Raw genomic sequence first — 23089 nt, 5'->3', positions numbered from 1 at the left:
GGCAGTGACAAGTCTAGCGAGAGCGGCGGTCCTGCAGGCGGCAGTAGGCGATGACATCGGCCCAGCGCAGCTGCCCCCATTCGGCGCCGGTGGGCACGAGCCCGGCCAGCGCCCGGCCGAGCAGCTGCCGGTCGAGGTCGGCATCGAGGGTGTCGACGAAGACGATCGCCCGGGGGCGGGCGAGTCCGCCGAGCATCTCGCGCACGGAGCTCATGAGGTCGACGGCCAGCTGGCGGCTTGCGGGTTCGCTGGTGACGACGGCGGCCCACACACTGCGGCCGTGTTCGGGGTCGTGCACGGCGACGGCCCGGGCGACGTCGACGAAGGGGTGGTCTTCGAGCAGCTGGCCGACGGCGGTGAGCGAGACGAGCTGGCCGGACACGGAGACCGCCGGGTCGATGCGACCCTGGAAGGTGAAGCCGCCGTCGGGTTCGACGAGGACGAGGTCGCCGCTGGCGAACCCGAGGTTCGGGCGGCGGGTGAAGGGCGCGCGGATCGTCTCCTCGGCGCCCGCTCCCGAGGCGGTGCTCACCATGCCGGGCAGCGGAGCGGTGACGATGAGCTCGCCGGTGTGGCCGGGTTCGACCGGCCGGTCGTCGGCATCGGTGACGGCGATGACGCCGCGTCCGAGCTGGCAGCTGCCGCCGTGGACGAAGACGATGCCGCTGAGCAGGATCTGGCCCCACCCGTCGACGACCTCGCAGCCGTTTTCGACGAACGCGCGCTGCATCCAGCGGCGCAGCTCGGGTTCGACCGGTTCGCCGGCGGTGACGACGCGGCACAGGGCGGCGACCCTGCCGGCAGCGGTGACGTCGTCGTGCCAGGAGCGCATCGTGCGCATGACCGACGGGGTGGTGACGAAGGTCGAAACGTCGTAGCGGTTCATGATCTCGAAGGCCCGCTGGTGGTGGGGGACGTCGAGGGTGCCTTCGTAGACGACGATGGTGTCGCCGTGCAGCAGCGGGCCGATGAGGCCGTGCCACTGCGAAACCGCCCAGGAGACGTCGCCGGCGCACCAGAAGGTGCCGCCGGTGCGCACGGCACCGTGGAAGGCTGCCGCGGTGGCGAAGACGGCGGCCAGCGAATGCCAGGTCGTCAGGCTCGGCGCACCGGGGGCGGCGAGGTGGCCGGCACACAGGTGCGCGTCGATCGGCCGGCCGGTCGCGTCTGCCTCGGTGGTGGTGTCAGCACGGCGGGCGGCCGGCCGGGCGGCGTGGGTGAGGTCGTCGAACCAGTGGTCGCCGTGGAACCAGGGCACGTTGAGGCCGGTGCGGCGGATGACGATGGTGTGCTCGACGCTCTCGGCTGAGGCGAGGGCGTCATCGGCGCGGACCTTGAGCGGGATGACGGTGCCGTGGCGCCAGGCGCCGTCCTGGGTGATGAGCAGGCTCGGCTGCAGCTGACCGAGCCGGGTGGCCAGCGCCTCGGCCGGCAGGGAGATCGGCAGCATCGACCAGCGGGCCCCGATGTCGATGCAGGCGAGCACTGCGAAGACGGTTTCGGGCAGCCAGCCGGTGTGGAAGGCGACGATGTCGCCGTCGGTGACCCCGAGGCCGCGCAACGCGGTGGCGACGGCAGCGACTTCTGCTGCGAGTTCGGCGTAGGTGAAGGAGAGCCGTTCACCGGATTCGCCTTCCCAGTGCAGTGCGATCTTCGAGCCGTTGGCGCCTGCATGGCGTGTGACGAGGTTGTGCAGCGGGTCGATCCGGCCGCCGGGGAGCCACTGCCCGCCGTAGGGGCCGGGCTGCCAGACACCGGTGGGATCCGCGGTCCAGTCGAGGAGGTCGATGACCGGCTGCCAGTCGGCGGTGAGCGCGGCGGGGTCGATGCCGGTGAAGGTCGCAGGCGCCTCAGCCATTGCCGATGCTCCTTCCGCACGAGACCGCGGTGCGCTCCAGGGCAGCAGCCGCCGTGCGCACATGGGCCTCATCGGCGCCGGTGGGCACGTCGGCGGCCAGGGCTGCGACGACGGTGCCCTCGGCGTCGCGCAGCGGCACGGCGACCTCGTCGACGTGGTCGGCGACGACGGCCGGCAGGTGGATGTGGTTCGACGCCGCCCATTCATCACGGTAAGCCTGCGCCAGCTCCACGGTCTCAGGCGCGGCCGCGGACAGCACCTCAGCCCACACCTCGGGCGCGGCGTGGGCGGCGAGCACCCGCCCGGCGGCGGTGTCGAGGGCCGGCAGTGCGCGCGGTGAGCGGCGGAAGGGCCCGCGGTCATCGCCGTCGACCTGGTCGATGCACATGACCTCGCGGCCGGCGAGCACGTAGACGCTGATGGTGGCGGCGAGCTGGTTGCGCAGCGCGACGACGAAGGGGGCGAGCGCGGCGAGGATCGCGCTGCGCGCCAGGTAGTGCTTCGACAGGCGGGTGAGCTGCGGGCCGAGGCCGTAGCGGGAGGTCGCCGGGTCCTGCACGGCGTAGTCGGCCTGCACGAGTGAGCGCAGCAGCCGGTGCACGGTGGGCACCGACATGCCCGAGCGGGCGGCGAGATCCGTCAGGTGGTGCAGCGGCGGGCCCTCGGCAAGCAGGTCGAGCAGCCGGACCGCATTGCGGATCGTGCCGAGTCCCCCACGGGCTGAGCCGTTGCCGCTGGTGCTGCCAGTGGCTCCATCGCCATTGCCCTCACCGGCCATGTGCGGCCCCCCTTCCTGAGCTGAGGCACCGGCGGTCACCGCATGCCTGAGTGTCAGCTTGCCACATGCCGACGTGACATGCAGAACCGGATGACTGAAAAGTTTTTCTCTTGAGAGTATTGATTTTCACATACTGAAAACCTATTGTCTATCTCAACAGTGACGCCGATCACAGCGGTCTGTCTCACTCTCGCTTTCGCAACGACGCAAGGAGATCACGTGCGAACACGCGCCTACCGCCACTCCCTCAACGGGAGCACGATGCCGCCGGGCCAGCCGCTGCTGCAGGTCTCGGATCTCTCGCTGCGCTTCGGCGGTGTGCGCGCGCTCTCCGACGTCAGCTTCGCCGTCACCTCCGGCACCATCCATGCCGTCATCGGCCCCAACGGCGCGGGCAAGTCCTCCCTGCTCAACTGCGTCTCCGGGCTGTACAAGCCGACCGAGGGCGAGATCGTGCTGCGCTACGTCGTCGGTGAGACCGGCCGCCACCTCGGTGAGCACTCACCCGAGGAGCGCGAGCGCCTGGCAACCGACGCCAGCCCGCACGAATACGCCAGCCGGACGCTCACCCGCCTGTCGCCGAACCGGGTCGCCCGCCTCGGCGTCGCCCGCAGCTTCCAGAACATCGAGCTCTTCGAGCACCTGACCGTGCTGGAGAACATGATGCTCGGCCGGCACATCCACATGCGCCAGAACGTGCTCTCGGCGATGCTGTGGCTCGGCCCGGCGCGCCGCCAGGAGATCGAGCACCGCGAGATCGTCGAGGAGATCATCGACCTGCTGCAGCTGCAGGCCTACCGCAAGAAGCCGGTCGGCACGCTCGCCTACGGCATCCAGAAGCGCGTCGAGCTCGGCCGGGCGCTGGCGCTGCAGCCGGCGCTGCTGTTGCTCGATGAGCCGATGGCCGGCATGAACGCCGAGGAGAAGGAGGACATGGCCCGCTACATCCTCGACGTCCACGAACTCGCCGGCGTCTCGATGGTTCTCATCGAACACGACATGAACGTCGTCATGGATATCTCCAACCGCGTCACCGTCCTCGACTTCGGACGCGTCATCGCCGACGGCACCCCCGCCGAGGTGATGGCCGATCCGCAGGTCATCGAGGCCTACCTGGGAACGGAGGCAGTCCGATGACCGCCGCACCGCCGACCGGCACCGCCAACCGCTCCGGCTTCACCGCCGACCGGCCGCCGCACAGCATCACCAAGACGATGCCGCAGTACCTCGATGCGCTCGCCGCCGCCCACCCCGAGCGGGTGGCGATGCAGGAGAAGCGCTACGGGATCTGGCAGCCGATGAGCTGGGCGCTCTACCGCGAGCGCGTCCGCGACTTCGCCCACGGGCTCGTGACCCTCGGCGTGACGCGCGGTGACATCGTCGCCGTGCTCGGCGACAACCGGCCCGAATGGCTCATCGCCGAACTGGCCTGCCAGTCCCTCGGCGCCAGCGTCGTCGGCATCTACCCGACCTCACTCGGCAGCGAGCTCACCCACATCCTGCACACCGCCGGCGCCCGCGTCGTCGTCGCCGAGGACCAGGAGCAGGTCGACAAGCTGCTGCGCCTGCACGCCGAGCTCGGCGCCGACTCCATACTCGAGCACATCGTGTTCTACGACCCGCACGGCCTGGAGCAGTACACCGACGAGATCCTGCTCGACTTCACCGACGTCGAAGACGCCGGCCGCGCGTGGGCTGCCGAGAATCCCGGCTGGCTCGATGAGCAGATCGCCGCCGGCCACCCCGACGACCTCGCCGTCATCTGCACCACCTCGGGCACCACCTCGAAGCCGAAGCTCGCCGAGCTCTCGCACGCCAACCTGCTGTCGATGGCCGAGCACCTCACGAGCATCGACCCGATCGTCGCCAAGGACCGGTACGTCTCGATCCTGCCGTTCGCCTGGATCGGCGAGCAGATGCTGGCAGTGGCCTGCGGACTGTACTGCGGTCTGACGATCTCGTTCCCCGAAGACGCCACCACCCAGAAAGCGGACCTGCGCGAGATCGGCCCCGACGTGATGTTCGCCCCGCCCCGGATCTGGGAGTCGATGCTCTCCGAGGTGCAGGTGCGCATCGACGAGGCCGGCCCGATCAAGCGTGCGATCTTCGGCTGGGGATACGACATCACCGACCGGCTGGCGAGCAAGCGCACCTCCGGCAGGCGGCTGAGCGGCTGGGACAGGTTCATCGGCTCGATCGCCGATGCCGTAGCGACCCGGCCGGTGCGCGAACAGCTCGGGCTGACCCGCATCAAACGCTGCTACACCGGCGGCGCGCCGCTGGGCCCGGACGTGTTCCAGTTCTTCCACGCCATCGGCGTCAACCTCAAGCAGATCTACGGCCAGACCGAGATCTGCGGCATCGCCGTCGTCCACCGCGACGACGGGGTCTCCTACACCTCGGTCGGCGAACCGCTGCCGGGCACCGAACTGCAGTTCGGCGACAAGCAGGAGATCATGCTGCGCTCGTCCTCGGTGTTCCGCGGCTACCACCTCAACGACGCCGCCACCGCTGAGACTGTCACCCCGCAGGGCTGGCTGCACACCGGTGACGCCGGCTACCTCGATGAGGCCGGCCACCTCGTCGTCGTCGACCGCCTCAAGGACGTCGTCACCGCCGCCGACGGCACGATGTACTCCCATGCCTTCATCGAGAACAAGCTGAAGTTCTCCCCCTACATCGAGGAGTCCGTCGTCTTCGCCGGCACCGGGGTCACCGATCCCGAGGCGGTGGACGCCGAGCATCCGATGTGCGCGATCGTCACGCTCGACCCGGCGACGGTCTCGGCATGGGCTGAGCACCAGAAGCTGTCGTTCACGACCTACACCGACCTGGCCTCCAAGCCCGAGGTGTACGAGCTCATCGCCGAGGAGATCGCCCGGGCGAACGAGGATCTCACCGCAACCATCCGGATCCGCCGGTTCGTGCTGCTGCACAAGCAGTTCGATCCCGATGATGATGAGATCACCCGCACCCGCAAGGTCCGCCGCTCCGTCATCGCCGAACGCTACGGCTCGATCATCGAGGCGCTGGCCTCGGAGGTCGATGAAGTCACCATCTCCGCGGCGATCACCTACCAGGACGGCTCCGTCGTCGAACGGTCGATCCCGCTGCGGATCTTCGATCTTGAGTCCTACACCGTTCCCGCCGGCCGGGGACGCAGAAAAGTCTGGAGTGGTCGACAGTGAGCACCTTCATCACCCTTGTCATCTTCGGCCTCTCCGAGGGCGCCATCCTGGCGCTGGCTGCGCTGGGCTTCGTGCTCATCTACAAGGCCACCGGCGTCATCAACTTCGCGCAGGGCGAGTTCCTCCTCATGGGCGCCTACACCTTCTACACCGCCTGGGTCATCTTCCAGCTGCCGCTCATCGTCGCGCTCATCATCGGCATCGTCATCGCCGTCATCGTCGGCGGTGTGGTCGAGCGGTTCATCCTGCGGCCGATGGTCGGGCAGAGCCACATCTCCATCATCATGGTGACGATCGGTCTGGCCGGGCTGCTCAGCGCGCTCGTGCAGATGTTCTACGGCACCCAGCCGCGGGCGATGCCCGCCCTGTTCCCCACGAACTCCGTGTCCGTGCTCGGCGGTGCGGTGCCGGCCAACCGGCTGTGGGTGCTGCTCATCGCCGCGATCGTGCTGACTCTGCTGACGCTGTTCTTCCAGAAGTCCAAGCACGGCATCGCCATGCGCGCCGTCGCCGATGACCAGCAGGCGGCGATGACCGTCGGCATCTCGGTGCGCCGCGTGTTCGCGATGTCGTGGGGCCTGGCGGCGATCAGCGCGCTCATCGCCGGCATCCTGCTCGCCGATGTCACCGCTGTGGAGATGAACATCGTCAGTTTCGGCCTGCTCGTCTTCCCCGTCGTCATCCTCGGCGGCCTCGACTCGGTGCCCGGCACCATCGTCGGCGGTCTGACCATCGGGCTGCTGACCGCGTTCGTCTCCGGCTACCTCGATCCCGGCCTGGCGGAGGTCATCCCGTACATCGTACTCGTGCTCATCCTGCTCGTCCGGCCCTACGGCGTGTTCGGCGAGAAGCGGATCGAAAGGGTCTGATCCATGTCTGCAGCTATCGAAACCGGCCGCCACCACCGGTCCTACACCTCGGAGATGCGGCTGTGGCACACCCGCCCGCAGATGATCCGGATGGCGCTCGTCGCCGTCATCGCGATCCTCGTGCCCTTCGTCTTCGACAACTACTGGCTGTCCATCGCCAACACCGCCCTCATCGCCGCCGTCGGCGCGATCGGGCTCAACATCCTCGTCGGCTACACCGGGCAGATCTCACTGGGCCAGGGCGGCTTCCTCGCCGCCGGCGCCTTCACCTCGGTCATCCTGACCGACCGGCTCGGCATGCCGGCACCGGTCTCCATCCTCTGCGCGGTCGTGCTCACCTCGGTGATCGGCGTCATCATCGGCCTGCCGGCGCTGCGGCTCAAGGGCCTGTACCTGGCGATCGCGACCCTGGCCTCGCAGATGCTCATCATCTTCATCGTCCGCCGCTGGAACTGGCTGACCGAAGGGCAGGGCTTCGTCGACGTCAACCGGCTGGAGGTCTTCGGGTTCCGGATCGAGCGCTCGAGCTTCGAGCAGCAGTGGTACGTCATCCTGCTCATCATCACGATCCTCGTGGCGATCACCGCCACCAATCTCTTCCGCACCGGTGTCGGGCGCTCCTTCATGGCCGTGCGCGACCAGGACATCGCCGCCTCGGCCATGGGCGTCAACCTCACCCGCACGAAGCTCACCGCCTTCGCGGTGTCCAATGCCTACGTCGGTCTGGCCGGTGCGCTGCTGGCGCACTACACGGAGATCATCTCGTGGGAGAAGTTCACCATCGACGTGTCGATCCTGTACCTGGCGATGATCATCGTCGGCGGCATGGGCTCGATCGCCGGCTCCATCTACGGGGCGATCTTCATGTCCTTCCTGCCGGTCATGGTCCGCATGGTCGCCGATGCGCTCGGCGGTGTGCTGCCGATGCTGCAGCGCCAGCTGCCGGCCTTCGAGCATGCGATCTTCGGCCTGGTCATCATCATCTTCCTCATCGCCGAACCGCGCGGCCTCAACCGCATCTGGCAGCGCATCAAGGACTTCTTCGGCTTCTGGCCGTTCCGCTACTGACCGCACCGACCTGCTCACCGACCGCCCACTCAATCACTGACCACAGGCTCCCAGCCACTGAACGAAGACACGCAACCACCAACCGAACCGACGTCCGCTCATCACACCCGCTGCGCAGCAGCCGCACCACTGGACCGGTGCACAACCTCAGGAGGAATCATGAAACGCACCACCGTCACCTCGGGCATCGCCGTCTCGGCTGTGTCCCTGCTGCTGCTGAGCGCATGCGGCGGGGGCGGCTCAGCCAGCGCCGACTCCGACGAGCCGATCGTCATCGGCATGATCGCCGATCAGTCCGGGGCCACCGGCGACGTCGGCGCGCCGTACAACGAGGGCATGCTCGCCTACGTCGACTACATCAATGCCAACGGCGGCATCGAGGGCCGGGAGATCCAGGCCGAGTCGAATGACTACGCCTACGAGATCCCGAAGGCCGAGGAGCTCTACCGCCGCTACGTCAACGACGAAGCCGTCGCGATCCAGGGCTGGGGCACCGGCGACACCGAAGCACTGCGCACTCGCGTGGCCAACGACGAGCTGCCGTTCATGTCCGGTTCCTTCGCCGAGGACCTCACCGACCCGGAGGAGTCGCCGTACAACTTCCTCGTCGCTCCGACCTACTCCGACCAGATGCGCGTGGCGCTCAACTGGATCTCCGAGGACGCCGGCGGGCAGGCAGGCGTGGCGGTGCTGCACCACGACTCCCCGTTCGGCACCTCACCGGTCGAAGACGGCCAGGCGTGGGTCGATGAGCAGGGCCTCGACATCGACTACAAGTCCTACGCGATGCCTGCCGGCACGACGAACTACGCCGGCCTGCTCAGCCAGATCAGCGACGCGAAGTACATCGTCATCCAGAACGTCTCCTCCCCTGCCGCGCAGCTGGCCAAGGACCTGCAGGCGCAAGGCGGGGACCAGAAGATCGTGTGCCTCAACTGGTGCGCCAACGAACTCTTCATCACCTCGGCCGGGGACGCCGCTGACGGCCATGTCATGATCCAGCCGATCGCCCCGCTCAACGCCGGCAAGCCCGGACACGAGCAGATCACCTCCTACCTGGAGGAGAAGGGCGAGGATCCCGAGTCGAAGATCACCAGCTACGTGCAGGGCTGGTACACGATGCACGTCATGGCCGAGGGCATCCGCCACACCATCAGCGAAGGCAACGACCTGACCGGAGCGAACATCCGCGAGTCGCTGGAGACGATGGGCGGCATCGACACCGGTGAGGTGATCGGCGACGGCACCGTCGAGTTCTCCGCCGATTCGCACCGCGGCTCCACCTCCTCGAACCTCTACGAGGTCAAGGACGGCAAGATGGAGGAGATCGAGTCGGGAGTCACCCCATGACCACCGACGAGCTGACGGCCCCGGGCGCACGCCCGGGGCCGGGGGCCGGCGCACCGGACGGTGCGCTGCTGGCGATCAACAACATCGAAGTCATCTACGACGACGTCATCCTGGTGCTGCGCGGGCTGTCGCTGAGCGTGCCCGAAGGCCAGATCGTCGCACTGCTCGGCTCCAACGGCGCCGGCAAGTCCACCACGCTCAAGGCCGTGTCCGGGCTGCTGCCCAGTGAGCAGGGCGAGGTGAGCTCCGGGTCCATCACCTTCAACGGCCAGGACATCACCCGGATGGACGCGCCCGAACGTGTCCGGCAGGGGCTGAGCCTGTGCATGGAGGGCCGGCATGTGTTCCCGCACCTGACGGTGGCGGAGAACCTCTCAGCCGGCGGGTACACCAAGAACGGCAGCATCAGCTCCCAGCTCGACTTCGTCTACGAGTTCTTCCCCAAGCTGCATGACATGCGCACCCGCACCGCCGGGTTCCTCTCCGGCGGCGAGCAGCAGATGCTCGCGATCGGCCGGGCGCTCATGGCCGAGCCGAAGCTGCTCATGCTCGATGAGCCCTCCCTCGGCCTGGCCCCGCTGCTCGTCGAGGAGATCTTCGCAACGATCGGCCGGCTCAACGCCGAAACGGGTCTGACGGTGCTCGTCATCGAGCAGAACGCGCAGACCGCGCTGTCGGTGGCCCATCACGGCTACATCATGGAGCAGGGCCGCATCATGCTCGAAGACGAGGCCCGCGCGCTGGCGGAGAATCCCGATGTCAAGGAGTTCTACCTCGGCATCGGCGGCGACGGCAAGAAGAGCTACCGCGACGTCAAACACTACAAGCGCCGCAAGCGCTGGCTCTGACAGCCGCTGGAAAGCAGGAAAGATCATGAACGCCCAGGACACCCGTGTGCCGGCAGAGCCGCACGCATCCGCTGAGTTCAGCCGCCGGCTGCAGGCGGCAGCCGACGCCAACCCAGCGCTGGCCGACCGGCTGGCAGCACATCACTTCGACCCGGCCAGCGCGCACAGCCCCGCGGATCTCGACGCACTGCCGGTCCAGAGCAAGGACGAGCTGCTGGCCAGCCGCGCCCATCTGAGCCCGCGCTTCACCCCGCGGCGGATCTTCCAGTCCCCCGGCCCCATCTACGAGGCGCAGCCGCCGGGACCCGACCCGTGGCGCTGGGGCGAGGCACTGAACGCAGCCGGGCTGCAGCCCGGCGATGTCGTGGCAAACTGCTTCGGCTATCACCTCTCGCCTGCCGGGGTGATGTTCGATGAGGCGATCACCGCTGCCGGGGCCACCGTGCTGCCGGCGGGCATCGGCAGTCAGCAGCTGCAGGTGCAGGCGCTGATGGATCTGGGCATCCGCGGCTATGTCGGACTGCCGAGCTACCTCAAGGCGCTCATCGACGTCTGCGCTGCCGCCGGCGGCAGTCCGGAGAGCTTCCCGGTTCGCTGGGCGCTCGTGACGGCTGAGCCGCTGCCGCATCAGCTGCGTTCCGCGCTGCAGGAGTGGGTCCCGCAGGTGCGGATGGCCTACGGTTCGGCCGAGGCCGGGCTCATCGCCTACGAGGACGGGCAGGGCGCGGGCATGGTGACGGCGGCCGGTGTCGATGTCGCCGTGTGCGACATCACCACCGGGTCACGGCTCGATGCCGGCGAGGGCGAGGTGGTGCTCTCGCTCATCCGTGCCGAGGCACCGCTCGTGCGCTTCGGCACCGGGGATCTCTCCGCCTGGGTGGCTGATGAGTCCGGGACGCCGGTGACCGATGAGCAGGGCCGGCGCCGGCTGGCCGGGGTGCTCGGCCGGGTCGGTCAGGCCGTCAAGGTCCGGGGCATGTTCCTCCACCCGCGCCAGGCCGCTGCGGTGATGGACCGCGTCGACGGGGTCGCGGCGTATCGCTTCGTCATCTCCCGCACCGCACACCGCGACGATGTCCGCTGCGAGATCGTCCCGGCTGCCGGTGCCGCGGCCGAGGCGGTGCGCACCGCCTCGGCCGAGGAGATCCGGGCCGGTCTGCGGTTCAACGCCGAGGTGCAGCTCGTCAGTCAGCTGCCCGACGACGGGCAGACCCTCGTCGACACCCGCAGCTGGGACTGACGACCGAGTTCCTGTCACCGACCATCCGCGCGCCGAGTGCCGCACGGATCCGCCGGGCCGCCAGCAGCCGGGCGGTGTCGACGCTGGCGGTGCTCAGGGTGGTGCAGCCGCCGAGGAATCCCACCCCGAGCACGGTGAGCCAGGCCGGGCCCGAGGCGGTGGCTGCCGTCCCGGCGGCCAGTGCGGTGAGCAGTCCGAGGGCGAAGGACCCGGTGATGTTGATGAGCGGGGTGGCCAGCGGGATCGCACCCCAGCGCAGGTGGCTGAGCCACACATCGAGCAGATAGCGCACGGTGCCGCCCAGACCGGCCGCCGCGGCGAGCAGGAGGATGGTCATCGGTGCCGTCCTGACAGCCGGGCGGCCAGACCGATGCCGCAGGCAGCGGCCGCCACTCCCCCGACGATCGTCACGAACACGCCGGTGAGCGCCCAGCCGAACGACACCGCCGCCTCGGGAACGGTGGCCAGCCTGCCGCCGAGCAGCGCGGACAGCGCCGGGGCCGTCGTGCCGAGAGCGAATGCGCTGTAGGTGGTGAAGCCGCCGAGCAACCCGATGCCCAGGCCGCGCTGGAGCAGCCGCAGGCGGGCGGCGGGGGTGTGCGGCTGGCGGCGGGTGAGGGTTTCGAGCAGTGCGCCGAGGCAGAAGCTGCCGAGCAGATTCACCGCTGTCGTCGCCGCCAGTGCTGCTCCGTCGATGCCGCTCAGCAGCAGGAGCTCGCCGGCACCCCAGCGCAGCAGGCTGCCGAGTGCGGTGCCGATGAAGACGGCGAGGAGCAGACGCCAGGTGAGTTCCGGCGCGGGAGCTGACACGGCTGGCCTCCTTCTGCTGAGCTGCGCTCGCACGGGTGCGGTGACTGCCTCAGGGTATCCCAGTGCGCCGGCGGTGTTGCGCACCTCACAGCACATCTAGTTGAAAGTTAAACTATAGGTGCGTACAGTGGAGCATGTTCAGCCGGTCACCTGCCGGCGGTCCGAACCCGAACCACATGAAGGAGCATTATGACGACTCTGACCCCTGGCATCTGGAAGCTCGACATGTCGCACACGCTCATCGGCTTCACCGTCCGCCACGCTGGCATCAGCAAGGTGCGCGGCAGCTTCAACGACGCCGACGCCACCCTGACCGTCGGCGACTCGATCGCCGACTCCCGCGTCGAGGCCGCCGTGCAGGTCGCCTCGTTCGACTCCGGCGATGAGAACCGCGACGCCCACGTCACCGGCGAGGACTTCTTCGACGCCGCCCAGCACCCGCAGATGACCTTCGTCTCCACCGGCATCGAGGGCACCGAAGAGGAGTTCACGCTCACCGGCGACCTGACGATCAAGGGCACCACCCGCCCGGTCACCTTCGACGTCGAGTTCGGCGGTGCGGCTGTCGATCCGTTCGGCGCCACCCGCGCTGGTTTCGAGGCCACGACCCAGATCTCGCGCAAGGACTTCGGCATCACGTGGAATGCCGCCCTGGAGGCCGGCGGCGTGCTCGTCAGCGACAAGGTGACGATCTCGATCGACGCCGCCTTCGTCCGCAGCGAGGACTGAAGCCCGCCCATGCGCGGCGCCCGGCGCTTCCGGCGCGCACCGCGCACATGACTGCCACGGCCCTGGAGCAGACCCTGTTCCAGGGCCGTGCTGTCTCCCTACACTGAGAGCACACGACTGGCGCACGGATGCCGGTGGCCCGGAGAGGATTGAGATGAGCAATACAGAGACCGACCCGCGTGAGCACATCTGCACCGGCGCCGAGGAGGCCTGCGGCGTCGAGATCCTCGGCGCCCGGGCGGTGCCGCTCGGCGGGCCGCGGGCGATGACCGTCCACCGCACCCTGCCGCAGCGCAGCCGCTCGCTCATCGGACCGTGGTGCTTCGCCGATCACTTCGGCCCCGATGACGTCACCGCCACCGGCGGGATGGCCGTGCCCCGGCACCCGCACACCGGCCTGGCGACGGTGACGCTGCTCTTCGCCGGGGAGATCGAGCACATCGACTCCTCCGGCTTCGCCAACACCGTGCGCCCCGGCGAGGTCAACCTCATGATCGCCGGCTCCGGGATCTCGCATTCGGAGTTCTCCCGGCCCGAGGAGCGGATCCTGCACGGCGTGCAGCTGTGGTACGCGCTGCCGAGTGCACAGCGCTTCGGCACGCCGGGCTCCCAGCATCATGTCGCCGACTCCGCCACTGTGCCCGGCGGCCGGGTCTCGACGTTCCTGGGCAGCTGCGCGGGCCTGACCTCACCGGTGGAGACCCGCACGCCGGCAGTCGCCGCGCAGCTCGATGTCGAACCGGGTGCGACGCTGGAGCTGGAGCTCGACCCCGACAGCGAGCACGGCGTGCTCATCGACACCGGTGACGCTGAGATCTGCGCGACCGGCGCCGAGGCGGCAGTCGAGTCCGCTGGTGCCGGGGAGGCGGCATCTGAGGCGGGCGAGCAGGAGACCGCGCGCCGGGTGGTTGCCCGCGAACTGGCCTACATCCCGCCCGGTGCCACGCGCCTGACCGTCACTGCCCGCGGTGATGAGCCGGTGCGCGCCGTGCTCATCGGCGGTCCGCCGCTGGGTGAGCAGATCGTCATGTGGTGGAACTTCGTCGGCCGCAGCCATGACGAGATCATCGCCTTCCGGCAGGAATGGCAGGCAGAGATCGGCCGCGAGGAGAGCCCCGCGCACACCGGTGAGGCTGGCGCATCGGACACCGGCCGCGCGGACCAGTCAGATGCTGCGGTGCCCGCTGACATGGACTTCGGGCCGTTCCCGGCCGACACCCCCGACCCGCTGCCGGCCCCGCGCCTGCCCAACGCCCGCCTGCGCCCACGCGGCTGAGATTCCGTGCGGCTCAAGACCCCACGCGGCTGAGCCTCCGCACGGGGAAACCCCTGCCCAACTGGGTCCCCCCCATGCGGCGGGTACGCTCTGCGGCGAGAGCGACCGGCTCCTGCCAGGCTGCGCCTGGTCAGGTTCAGCCGGTGATCTCGACCTCGATGCCCGCCTGACCGACGGTGAACCGGCAGCCGGTCAGATCGGCGACCACCGCCTCGGCGGCGGTGAGCTCTGCACGCGGATGCGAGGTGCCGACCGCCAGCACCTGAGCACCAGCCGCCTGGCCCGCGGCGATGCCGGCAGGGGCGTCCTCGACGACCAGACAGCGCGCAGGATCGACCCCGAGCGCGCGTGCTGCCGCGAGGTAGCCCTCCGGATCGGGTTTGCCGGAGGAGACGTCATCGGCGGTGACGAGCACCTCGGGCACCGGCAGCCCGGCCCGCTGCAGCCGCGGCACCATGACATGGCGCTCCCCCGAGGTCACGGCAGCCCAGCGCGCAGCCGGCAGGCCGGCCAGCACCTCGGCCACGGCCGGCAGCGCCACGACGCCATCGGTGTCGCCGACCTCGATCTCACCGAGCCGGCGCAGCGCGGCAGGCACCTGCGCGGCCGGCAGATAGTCGGGCACGACGTCCTGGCTGCGCCTGCCGTGGCTGGTGCGCAGGATCGTGTCGGCATCGAGGCCGTACTCAGGCGCCCAGGCCCGCCAGACGCGTTCAACCGAGGCGGTCGAATCGACGAGCGTGCCGTCGATGTCGAAGAGGATCGCCTCGCAGCGCAGCAGCATCAGCGTCGCTCCGCGGCGTCGTCTGACGAGTCCGCGCCCGAGGCGCCGGTGGCGCTGGCAGCCGAAGAGCCGGCTGCCGCGGCGGTGTCGAGGTAGGCGGTGGCGTTCGGGTGGCGCTGCAGCGCGCTGGCGGGCACGGCGGGGTCGACGGGACCGTCGATCATCGCCGCCACCGCCTCGGCCTTGCCTGCGCCGAAGGCGAGCATGATCGCGGCACGGGATTCGAGGATCGTGCCGATGCCCTGTGTCAGCGCCTGGCGGGGCACCTCGTCGAGGCGCTCGAAGAACCGGGAGTTCGCCTGCCGGGTATCGGCGGTCAGCTCGACGACCCGGGTGCGGGAGTCGAGGGCCGAGCCGGGCTCGTTGAATGCGATGTGGCCGTTGGGTCCGATGCCCAGGATCTGCATATCGACGCCCCCAAGCCGGCGGATCCCGTCCTCGAAGGCCGCGGCTGCGGCGTGCGGGTCAGCGGCGTCGCCTTCCGGCAGCACCGTGTGGGCCGGGTCGATGCCCCAGGGGGTGAGGATCTGCTCGGCGATGTAGTGGCGGTAGCTCTGCGGATGCTGGGCCGGCAGGCCGATGTACTCATCGAGGCAGGTGATGCGCAGCCAGCTGAGGTCGAGACCGCGGCCGGCGCGGGCGGTGAGTTCGGCGTACAGCGGTTCGGGCGTCGAGCCGGTCGCGATCCCGATGACCGCCTCGGGGTTCGCAGACACGAGCGCCTCGATCTGGTCGGCGGCCTGGCAGATGAGGGAGGCACTGTCCTCGGCGGTCACAATCTGCATTATCGGATCTCTCCCCTGCTGAGCTGGCAGCCGTCGCGCCAGACGCCGGCAATGTGCATGTCGTCATCCCATAGTACGAAGTCAGCCGACTGTCCCGGCGCAAGCAGCCCGTGCCTGTCGCCGAGCCCGAGGCTGGCCGCCGGGACGTGGGTGGCCGCACCGACGGCTTCCTGCAGTCCGACCCCGAGGTGTGCCGCCCGGCGCAGCGCAGCGTCGAGAGTGAGCGTGGAGCCGGCGATCGTATCGGTGCCGGTCAGGCGGGCGACCCCGCCGGCGACGGTGACGGCGAGCCCGCCGAGGCGGTAGGAGCCGTCGCCGAATCCGGCGGCTGACATCGCGTCGGTGATGAGCGCCAGGCGTCCGGGGCAGGACCGCCACAGGTGCGCTGCGACCGGTTCGACGACGTGCACGCCGTCGAGGATCAGCTCGATGGTGACCCGGTCGTCGTCGAGGGCGGCGATGAGTGGGCCGGGGTCGCGGTGGTGGATGCCGGGCATGGCGTTGAAGGCGTGGGTGAGGATCGTCGCTCCGGCGTCGAAGGCCGCGCGGGTGGTGGCGTAGTCGGCGATGGTGTGCCCGACGCCCATCCGGATGCCGCGGTCTGCGGCGTGCTGGATCGCGGTGAGTGCACCGGGCAGCTCCGGGGCGATGGTGATGTAGCGCAGCCAGCCGTCGCCGGCCTCGGCGAAGCGGTCGATGAGCTGCGTGCTCGGCGTCTGCATGAGCGCCGGGTCGTGGGCGCCGGCCTTGTGCGGGCTGATGCACGGCCCCTCCAGGTGCACGCCGATGATCCCGGCACCGGCAGCCGCCGGACCTTCCGGGGCTGCCGGGTCTGCTGTGCTGTTGGCCAGCGCGGCGATCGATGCGAGTGCTGCCGCGGTGTCCGGTGCCGAACCGGTCACGAGGCTGAGCATCGAACGCGTCACCCCGTGGGTGGCGGTGGCGCTCAGCGCGGTGCGGATCTGCTCGGCATCACCGTCGAAGGACCCGCCGCCTCCTCCGTGGGAGTGCATGTCGATGAGCCCGGGGGTGAGCATCCTGCCGGCCCCGGCGATCTGCTGGCAGCCGGCCGGCACCTCGGGCGCGGGCCCGGCACCGACGTCGAGGATCCCCGCGGGCCCGGCCAGCACCCAGCCGGCGGGGGTGTCGCGGTGGGCATCGACGAGGCGGACGTCGCCGATGAGCAGCGTCGCCTCGGTCCCGGGACCTGCTGCCGGTGGGGCCTCGCCGGGTGCGCTCATGCCAGTTCGATGAGTCCCTCGCCGGCTGCGACCTCGGCGGCGGGGGTGATCTTGAGGTCGCCGGATTCGGCTTCGAGGACGATGACCGGGACGATGAGCGACTTGCCGGCCTCCCGGGCCGGGGCGGTGTCCCAGCTGATGAGCGCGTCACCGGCAGCCACCTCGGCTCCGGCCTCGGCGAGCAGCTCGAATCCGGCGCCGGAGAGTTCGACGGTGTCGATGCCGAGGTGGACGAGGATGCCGCGGCCGTCTGCGGTGGAAATGACGAAGGCGTGCGGTTTGAGGCTCGACAGCGTCCCGGCGGCCGGGGCGACGGCGGTCAGCGACTGCGCCTGGCCGGGATCGATGGCGGTACCGGGGCCGACGATCTCCTCGGCGAAGACGGGGTCGGGCACCTCGGCGAGGGCGACGACGGTGCCGGTGATCGGGGCGGTGATGGTGGTGGTCATTGCGCTGCTCCCTGCTGTGAGTCGGCGATGGCGGCGTCGGTGTGCGGGTCGTTGAGTTCGGCCAGCGCCTGCTTCGAGAATCCGAAGAAGTACGTTGCCAGAAAGCCTGCCACATAGGCCACGAGCAGACCGAATCCGTAGATCGCCACGGCTGCGCCGATCCCCTCATTGCCGGTGGTGAGCGGGAACAGCGCCCAGCCGCTCGGGCCGATCGCCGTCGAGCCGACGGTGGTGCCCAGCTGGTTGAACACGCCGATGAACGCCCCGCCGAAGGCACCGCCGACACATGCGGTGATGAATGGCCGGCCCAGTGGCAGGGTGACGCCGTAGATGAGGGGCTCGCCGACGCCGAGCACGCCGGCCGGCAGCGCGGATTTGATGGTCCGGCGCATGCTCGCGTCCTTGACCTTGAGGAACACGGCCACGGCCGCACCGACCTGGCCGCCGCCGGCCATGGCGAGGATCGGCAGCAGCACGGTGAAGCCGGCCTGTTCGATGAGGGTGGCGTGGATGGGGATGAGGGCCTGGTGCAGCCCGAACATCACCAGCGGCAGGAACAGCCCGGCGAGGACGAATCCGGCGATGCCGCCGCCGACCTGCAGCAGCTGGTTGGCGAGCACGCCGATGCCCTCGGCGATCCAGCCGGCCACCGTCATGAGCGGGAACAGGGTGAGCACGCCGACGACGAGGACCGTGAACGTCGGCACGATGAGCATGCTCAGCGAGCGCGGCGCCCAGGTGCGGGCCCAGCGTTCGACGTAGGCGGCGAGCACGGCGGCCAGCAGCGCGCCGATGACACCGCCTTGGCCGGGAGCGAGCTCAGTGCCGAAGATCGTGACATCGGCAACCCCGGCGAATGGGATGATCGCTGCGACCGCACCGCCGATGATCGGGGTGCCGCCGAACTCCTTGGCTGCGTTCATGCCGACGAACACCGCGATGAGGCTCATGAAGCCGCTGGCGATCGCGGTGAGGATCGGGGTCAGCCCAGCCGCCCACGTCCAGGTGCCGTTCTGCACGAGGTTGGTGAGCAGGCCGTTGAACCCGGCGATGATGCCGCAGGCGATGAGGGCGGGAATGAGCGGCAGGAAGATGTTGGCCACCCGCCTGAGGAACGCCTTGACCGGGGTGCGGTTGCGCTGCTTCTGCGCGGCCTTCATGTCCGCCCCGCGCTGCTGCAGCCGGTCGGCCGTATCGGCTCCACCGGTGCCTGCGGCATCCGCTCCCGAGGCACCGGTTGCCGGGGCGCTGTCCGTCCCCGAGGCGTGAGTCGCCGGGGCGCTGTCCGCGCCGGAGGCGAGGGTCCGCTCGATTGCGTCGGCGACCTCGTCGACGAGGCCGGGTCCGAGGATCACCTGCATCGTCTGGTCCTCGACGACGCCGAGCACACCGTCGACGGCTTTGAGGCCGGCGGTGTCGACGAGGTCCTGGTCAGCCACGGGCAGGCGCAGGCGGGTGATGCAGTTCTCGACGGAGGCGACGTTGCCGGCGCCGCCGAGGTGTGCGAGCACCTGGTGGGCGATGGTCTGCGGGGATGCGGTCATGACTGCTCCTTCGGAGGCGTCGGGGTGTGGGTGGTGAGGGCTGTGCGCAGCACGCCGCCGGCGACGGTCAGTGCTGCCTCGGCGGCGGTGGCGTCGAGGCCTGAGAGGATCATGAGGATCGCGGTCTTGGCCTTCCCGCCGGAGGCCTCGACGGCGGCGGTGACGGTGCGTGGATCGGCGCCGGTGGCTTCGGTGACGATGCGTTTCACGCGGGTGGTGAGCTTGTGGTTGGTGGCGTCGACGTCGACCATGAGGTTGCCGTAGGTCTTGCCGAGCCGGATCATCGTCATCGTCGAGAGCATGTTGAGCACGAGCTTCTGGGCGGTGCCGGCTTTGAGCCGGGTGGAGCCGGCGATGAGCTCGGGGCCGACGACGACCTCGATCGGCACCTCGGCGGCGGCACCGAGTGCGGAGTCTGCGTTGCAGGAGATGCCTGCGGTGAATGCGCCGGCCTCGCGGGCGGCGGTGACGGCGGCGACGGTGTATGGGGTTGCGCCGGAGGCGGCGATGCCGACGACGGCGTCATCGGGTCCGACGGCTTGGGCGGCGATGTCGGCCCGGCCGCGGGCGGTGTCGTCTTCGGCGCCTTCGACGGCGGTGATGAGCGCATCCCTGCCCCCGGCGATGAGACCGATGACGAGGCTCGGGTCGGTGCTGAAGGTCGGCGGGCATTCGGAGGCGTCGAGCACGCCGAGCCGCCCGGCGGTGCCGGCGCCGACGTAGATGAGCCGGCCGCCGCGGCGCATCCGCTCGGTGATCCCGTCGACGGCGCAGGCGATCTTGGCCAGATGCGCGCCGACGGATGGGGCGACGCGGGCGTCTTCGTTGTTCATCACCCCGGCCAGTTCGATCGTCGACAGGGTGTCGATGTGCGCGAACCGGGAGTCGATCGCCTCGGTCGTCGAGGCGGCCGTCGCCGTGGACGTCGAACCAACCGCCGAGGTGGACGGGAGGTCGGCCGGGGATGCCGGGGTGGTGCTGTCGGTCATGAGGGGTCCTTTCGCGCTCGGCGCGGGGCGAGCATCTGGTGGGAGGTGGTGACGGCGGCACCGGCCTGGTCGGCGCGGCGCTGGTAGACGAGTGCGAAGAGCGAGTCGACGATGAACAGCTGTCCGGTGCGTGAGCTCATGGCGGCAGGCCGCATGTCGCTCTCCCGGGCAGCGACGCCGATGAGGACGTGATCGGCTGCGGTGATGCGCGAGCGCGGCCGCACGGTGATCGCCACGGTGGGGATGCCGGATTCCCGAGCGGCGTCGAGGGGTTCGAGGATGTCGGCGGTCTCACCGGAGGCGCTGATGGCGATGAGCAGATCGGCCGGTTCCATGACGGCAGCGAGGGTGAGCGCATAGTGTCCCTCGGTGATCGGCTGGCTGATGATGCGGATGCGCTCGAGCTTGGCTGAGAGGTCCCGGGCGACGATGCCCGAGGCGCCGATGCCGGCGATGACGACGCGCCGGGCCGCGCAGATCGCCTCGGCGGCTGCGGTCAGGGCGGCGATGTCGAGGGCGGCTGCGGAGTCTGCCAGCGCCTGCTGCTCTTCGGCCAGCAGCTTGGCGACGACCTCGGCTGGTGCGTCGTCGAGTTCGATGTCAGCCGGCAGCTGTCCGGTGCCCGGCGTTGCCGTGACGGCGGTCTGCACCGCGGTCGAGGCGGCGAGCAGGGCGCGGAACTCCCGGTAGCCTGAGCAGCCGATTGCCTGGGCGAGCCGGGTGACCGAGGCGTCGCTCGTCTCGGTGTGGGCGGCCAGCTGGCCCATCGTCATCGGCACAATGGCCTGCGGGTTGGCGAGCACTGCCCGGCCCACCTGTGCCGGGCCGCGGCTGAGGGTCGGCACGAGCGAGCGCAGGCGCGCCAGCAGCGCCTCTGGGGCCGGCGGCTGGGCCCGACCCGATGTTGAGGAGTTTTTCTCCACAGACTTGGACATAGACTGAAGTTTTCCACCTGCCCTATGCTGTGTCAAAGGTCACAGCGCCATCCGATCGGCTCGGCTCCCGCTGCAGCGGGCTTGGCGGTCTGTGGGATGAGCGGGGCGGCCAACAGGCGCGTACGGCGGATGCGAGAGCAGAATCGGGCGCGAGAGCAGAAGCAGACGCGAGCGCACAATCGAATGCGAGAGCAGAGGGAGACAGACATATGCGAGGCATCGGAGCCAGTGAGGGCTGCGCCCTCGGGCCGGTCCATCACGTCGATCGCAGCATCGCCGAACCACCGGCTGCGAAGCGGCCATCCGGGTCCGATCCCGCCGCTGAGGTCACCCGCTTCACCGAGGCCGCCGGCACCGTCGCCGCAGCGTTGGAGACCGCCGCCGCCAGCGCCTCCGGGGAGGCCGCCGAGATCCTCTCGGCCACCGCCCAGATGGCCTCCGACCCGGCCCTGGCCACGGCGGCCGCCGCCCTCATCCGCGATGAGGATCTCACCGCCGAGCGCGCCGCCTGGGTGGCCGCCGGGCAGCTGCGCGAGCGGCTCGAGCGCCTCGGCGGCTACCTCGGGGAGCGGGCTGTCGATGTCGCCGATGTCCGCGACCGGATCATCGCCAGCCTGCGCGGCGAAGAGAGCAGCCTGGACTCCCCTGATGAGCCGTTCGTGCTCGTCGCCGCATCACTCTCCCCTGCCGACACCGCTGACCTCGACACGGCTCTCGTCCTCGCGCTGGTCACCGTCCAGGGCGGCCCGCAGTCCCATTCGGCGATCCTCGCCCGCGCCCTCGGCATCCCCGCCGTCGTCGGCACAGACCCGGCGATCACCGAGCTGGCGGCCGGCACCGAGGTCTTCGTCGACGGCACGGCCGGAATCATCACCACCGACCCAGGCGACGAGGAGAAGGACCGGGCGGCCCAATGGCAGGCCAGCCGTGCCGAGGCGAGCGCCTTCTCCGGTCGCGGCGCGCTCGCCTGCGGTCACCGGGTGCAGCTGCTGGCCAACATCGGCTCAGCCGCCGACGCCGAGGCAGCAGCGCAGGCCGGCGCGGAGGGGGTTGGGCTGCTGCGCACCGAGTTCCTCTTCCTCGACCGGGCCGATGAGCCCAGCGTCGAGGAGCAGGCCGAAGTCTACGCCGCGATCTTCGCCCGCTTCCCCCACCAGCCGGTCGTCATCCGCACCCTCGATGCCGGTTCGGACAAGCCGATGCCCTTCATCACCGCCGCCCAGCGCAGCGATGCCCAGCGCAGCGCTGCCGGCAGCCAGGTGAGCGAACCGAATCCCGCGCTGGGGATGCGCGGGTTCCGCACCCACTCCTTCGCCCCTGAGGTGCTGGAGCGCCAGCTGCAGGCGATCGCCCAGGCCGCGGAGCATTCCGAGGCCGAGGTGAAGGTGATGACCCCGATGATCACGACGGCTGAGGAGGCGGCTCGGTTCGCCGAGCTTGTCGCCGATGCCGGGCTGCAGAGCGCCGGGATCATGGTCGAGACCCCGGCTGCCGCGCTGTGCGCCGGCGCGACGCTGGCGCCGGTGGCCTTCGCGTCGATCGGCACGAACGACCTGACCCAGTACACCTTGGCCTTCGACCGTGAGCTGCCCGACTACGGCGGGCTGCAGTCCGCCGCCCACCCGGCTGTCCTCAGCCTCATCGGTGCGACCGTCCGCGGTGCCGAGCAGGCCGAGGCGCAGGCTGACGATGGCGCTCAGCGCACCGTGGGCGTGTGCGGGGAGGCCGCAGCTGACCCGCGCCTGGCCGTCATCCTCGCCGGACTCGGTGTCACATCATTGTCGATGTCGGCCCCGGCACTTGGCCGGGTTGCCGCGCAGCTGTCCGAGGTCACGCTCGCCGAGGCCCGGGCAGCTGCCGCAGCAGCGCTTGACGGTTCGGTCGTCACCGCCGCCGTCGCCGCACCCGCCGCAGTCACCGACAGCGGAACCGCAGACAGTGAAGCCGCAGGCAGCAGCGCCGATGCCGAGGCTCCCGCCGCCACGGGCACGGAAGCAGCCCAGGCCCCCACCGCCTCGGGAGCGGAAGCAGCCCAGGCTACCGCCGCCTCGGGCGCGGAGGAGGCCGAGGTGCGCCGCACCATCGAGGTGACCGCCCCGACCGGCCTGCACGCCCGGCCGGCCGCCGTGCTGGCCAAGGCGCTCAAGGCACTCGACGCACGCGTGCAGATCACACACGCCGGCAGCGGCAGCACCGCTGACGGCGGCAGCGTCATGGAGATGATGGCACTCGGCGCCGATCCCGGCGACACGATCGAGGTCCACGCCACCGGCCCGGCCGCAGCCGAGGCGGTCGACGCCGTCGAGGCCGCAGCCACCGGAGACGCATGAGCCGGCGCTGAGATCTCA

The 23089-nt window shown here is 70.0% G+C and carries 21 protein-coding genes; 10 read left to right on the top strand and 11 right to left on the bottom strand.

All coding sequences use genetic code 11. The annotated features are described in order from the left end of the window. Nucleotides 1-13: 13 nt before the first annotated feature. Both H9634_RS09695 and H9634_RS09690 read right to left on the bottom strand, forming a co-directional pair. Nucleotides 14-1858, bottom strand: a complete 1845-nt coding sequence (locus H9634_RS09695) for an acyl-CoA synthetase (RefSeq protein WP_191726459.1) — start codon at nucleotides 1856-1858, stop codon at nucleotides 14-16. Then, complete coding sequence (locus H9634_RS09690) at nucleotides 1851-2636, bottom strand: IclR family transcriptional regulator (protein ID WP_191726458.1); 786 nt, start codon at nucleotides 2634-2636, stop codon at nucleotides 1851-1853. Before H9634_RS09690 ends, H9634_RS09695 begins: the two co-directional genes overlap by 8 nt. 219 nt (nucleotides 2637-2855) lie before the next feature. Between H9634_RS09690 and H9634_RS09685 the strand changes: the two genes are divergently transcribed. From H9634_RS09685 to H9634_RS09655, 7 genes are all read left to right on the top strand, one after another. Continuing rightward, entirely contained in the window at nucleotides 2856-3773 is a 918-nt protein-coding gene (locus tag H9634_RS09685; protein ID WP_318245064.1) for an ABC transporter ATP-binding protein, read from the top strand. Further along, the gene (locus H9634_RS09680; RefSeq protein WP_191726457.1) at nucleotides 3770-5824 is read left to right on the top strand and encodes an AMP-binding protein; all 2055 of its coding nucleotides are present in this window, start codon (nucleotides 3770-3772) and stop codon (nucleotides 5822-5824) included. Before H9634_RS09685 ends, H9634_RS09680 begins: the two co-directional genes overlap by 4 nt. Next, complete coding sequence (locus tag H9634_RS09675) at nucleotides 5821-6693, top strand: branched-chain amino acid ABC transporter permease (RefSeq protein ID WP_175293889.1); 873 nt, start codon at nucleotides 5821-5823, stop codon at nucleotides 6691-6693. Before H9634_RS09680 ends, H9634_RS09675 begins: the two co-directional genes overlap by 4 nt. Before the next feature lie 3 nt (nucleotides 6694-6696). Continuing rightward, complete coding sequence (locus H9634_RS09670) at nucleotides 6697-7761, top strand: branched-chain amino acid ABC transporter permease (RefSeq protein ID WP_225210789.1); 1065 nt, start codon at nucleotides 6697-6699, stop codon at nucleotides 7759-7761. A gap of 159 nt (nucleotides 7762-7920) precedes the next feature. Then, the gene (locus H9634_RS09665; RefSeq protein WP_175293888.1) at nucleotides 7921-9111 is read left to right on the top strand and encodes an ABC transporter substrate-binding protein; all 1191 of its coding nucleotides are present in this window, start codon (nucleotides 7921-7923) and stop codon (nucleotides 9109-9111) included. Continuing rightward, on the top strand, nucleotides 9108-9959 hold the full coding sequence (locus H9634_RS09660; RefSeq protein WP_191726456.1) for an ABC transporter ATP-binding protein: 852 nt from the start codon (nucleotides 9108-9110) through the stop codon (nucleotides 9957-9959). The genes H9634_RS09665 and H9634_RS09660 overlap by 4 nt, the downstream gene beginning before the upstream one ends. 25 nt (nucleotides 9960-9984) lie before the next feature. Further along, the gene (locus tag H9634_RS09655; RefSeq protein WP_191726455.1) at nucleotides 9985-11199 is read left to right on the top strand and encodes a phenylacetate--CoA ligase family protein; all 1215 of its coding nucleotides are present in this window, start codon (nucleotides 9985-9987) and stop codon (nucleotides 11197-11199) included. On the opposite strand, the gene H9634_RS09650 is transcribed toward H9634_RS09655, so the two are convergent. Continuing rightward, on the bottom strand, nucleotides 11144-11536 hold the full coding sequence (locus H9634_RS09650) for a fluoride efflux transporter FluC (protein WP_191726454.1): 393 nt from the start codon (nucleotides 11534-11536) through the stop codon (nucleotides 11144-11146). The genes H9634_RS09655 and H9634_RS09650 overlap by 56 nt on opposite strands. Beyond that, a complete protein-coding gene (locus tag H9634_RS09645) occupies nucleotides 11533-12009 on the bottom strand; it encodes a fluoride efflux transporter FluC (protein ID WP_318245063.1) in 477 nt (158 codons plus the stop codon). Before H9634_RS09645 ends, H9634_RS09650 begins: the two co-directional genes overlap by 4 nt. Nucleotides 12010-12198: 189 nt before the next feature. On the opposite strand from H9634_RS09645, the gene H9634_RS09640 reads away from it, so the two are divergent. Beyond that, nucleotides 12199-12738, top strand: a complete 540-nt coding sequence (locus H9634_RS09640) for a YceI family protein (RefSeq protein WP_191726452.1) — start codon at nucleotides 12199-12201, stop codon at nucleotides 12736-12738. Nucleotides 12739-12892: 154 nt separating this feature from the next. Then, nucleotides 12893-14014: a pirin family protein gene (locus H9634_RS09635; protein WP_191726451.1), complete on the top strand. Its 1122-nt coding sequence runs from the start codon at nucleotides 12893-12895 to the stop codon at nucleotides 14012-14014. A 136-nt stretch (nucleotides 14015-14150) separates the two neighbouring features. On the opposite strand, the gene H9634_RS09630 is transcribed toward H9634_RS09635, so the two are convergent. From H9634_RS09630 to H9634_RS09600, 7 genes are read right to left on the bottom strand one after another with little or no spacing between them, the layout of a single operon-like run. Then, nucleotides 14151-14798 (bottom strand): HAD-IA family hydrolase, encoded by a 648-nt coding sequence (locus tag H9634_RS09630; RefSeq protein WP_191726450.1) that lies wholly within the window; start codon nucleotides 14796-14798, stop codon nucleotides 14151-14153. Further along, on the bottom strand, nucleotides 14798-15583 hold the full coding sequence (locus tag H9634_RS09625; protein ID WP_191726449.1) for a glucosamine-6-phosphate deaminase: 786 nt from the start codon (nucleotides 15581-15583) through the stop codon (nucleotides 14798-14800). Before H9634_RS09625 ends, H9634_RS09630 begins: the two co-directional genes overlap by 1 nt. Beyond that, nucleotides 15583-16824 carry an N-acetylglucosamine-6-phosphate deacetylase gene (nagA, locus tag H9634_RS09620; RefSeq protein WP_191726448.1) on the bottom strand — a complete coding sequence of 414 codons (1242 nt, stop codon included), beginning with the start codon at nucleotides 16822-16824 and terminating at the stop codon, nucleotides 15583-15585. The genes H9634_RS09625 and nagA overlap by 1 nt, the downstream gene beginning before the upstream one ends. Next, the gene (locus tag H9634_RS09615; protein ID WP_191726447.1) at nucleotides 16821-17273 is read right to left on the bottom strand and encodes a PTS sugar transporter subunit IIA; all 453 of its coding nucleotides are present in this window, start codon (nucleotides 17271-17273) and stop codon (nucleotides 16821-16823) included. The genes nagA and H9634_RS09615 overlap by 4 nt, the downstream gene beginning before the upstream one ends. Beyond that, a complete protein-coding gene (locus tag H9634_RS09610) occupies nucleotides 17270-18817 on the bottom strand; it encodes a PTS transporter subunit EIIC (RefSeq protein ID WP_191726446.1) in 1548 nt (515 codons plus the stop codon). The genes H9634_RS09615 and H9634_RS09610 overlap by 4 nt, the downstream gene beginning before the upstream one ends. After that, nucleotides 18814-19806, bottom strand: coding sequence for an N-acetylmuramic acid 6-phosphate etherase (gene murQ / locus H9634_RS09605; protein WP_191726445.1), 993 nt, complete (start codon nucleotides 19804-19806; stop codon nucleotides 18814-18816). Before murQ ends, H9634_RS09610 begins: the two co-directional genes overlap by 4 nt. Beyond that, complete coding sequence (locus tag H9634_RS09600) at nucleotides 19803-20741, bottom strand: MurR/RpiR family transcriptional regulator (protein WP_191726444.1); 939 nt, start codon at nucleotides 20739-20741, stop codon at nucleotides 19803-19805. The genes murQ and H9634_RS09600 overlap by 4 nt, the downstream gene beginning before the upstream one ends. Before the next feature lie 209 nt (nucleotides 20742-20950). Between H9634_RS09600 and ptsP the strand changes: the two genes are divergently transcribed. Continuing rightward, complete coding sequence (gene ptsP, locus H9634_RS09595; protein ID WP_191726443.1) at nucleotides 20951-23071, top strand: phosphoenolpyruvate--protein phosphotransferase; 2121 nt, start codon at nucleotides 20951-20953, stop codon at nucleotides 23069-23071. Nucleotides 23072-23089 lie beyond the last annotated feature (18 nt).

Source organism: Brevibacterium gallinarum, assembly GCF_014836885.1.
In the GTDB taxonomy this organism is placed as follows: domain Bacteria; phylum Actinomycetota; class Actinomycetes; order Actinomycetales; family Brevibacteriaceae; genus Brevibacterium; species Brevibacterium gallinarum.
The sequence above is the reverse complement of the archived record's forward strand: the minus strand, read 5'-3'. Positions and strand labels throughout refer to the sequence as shown.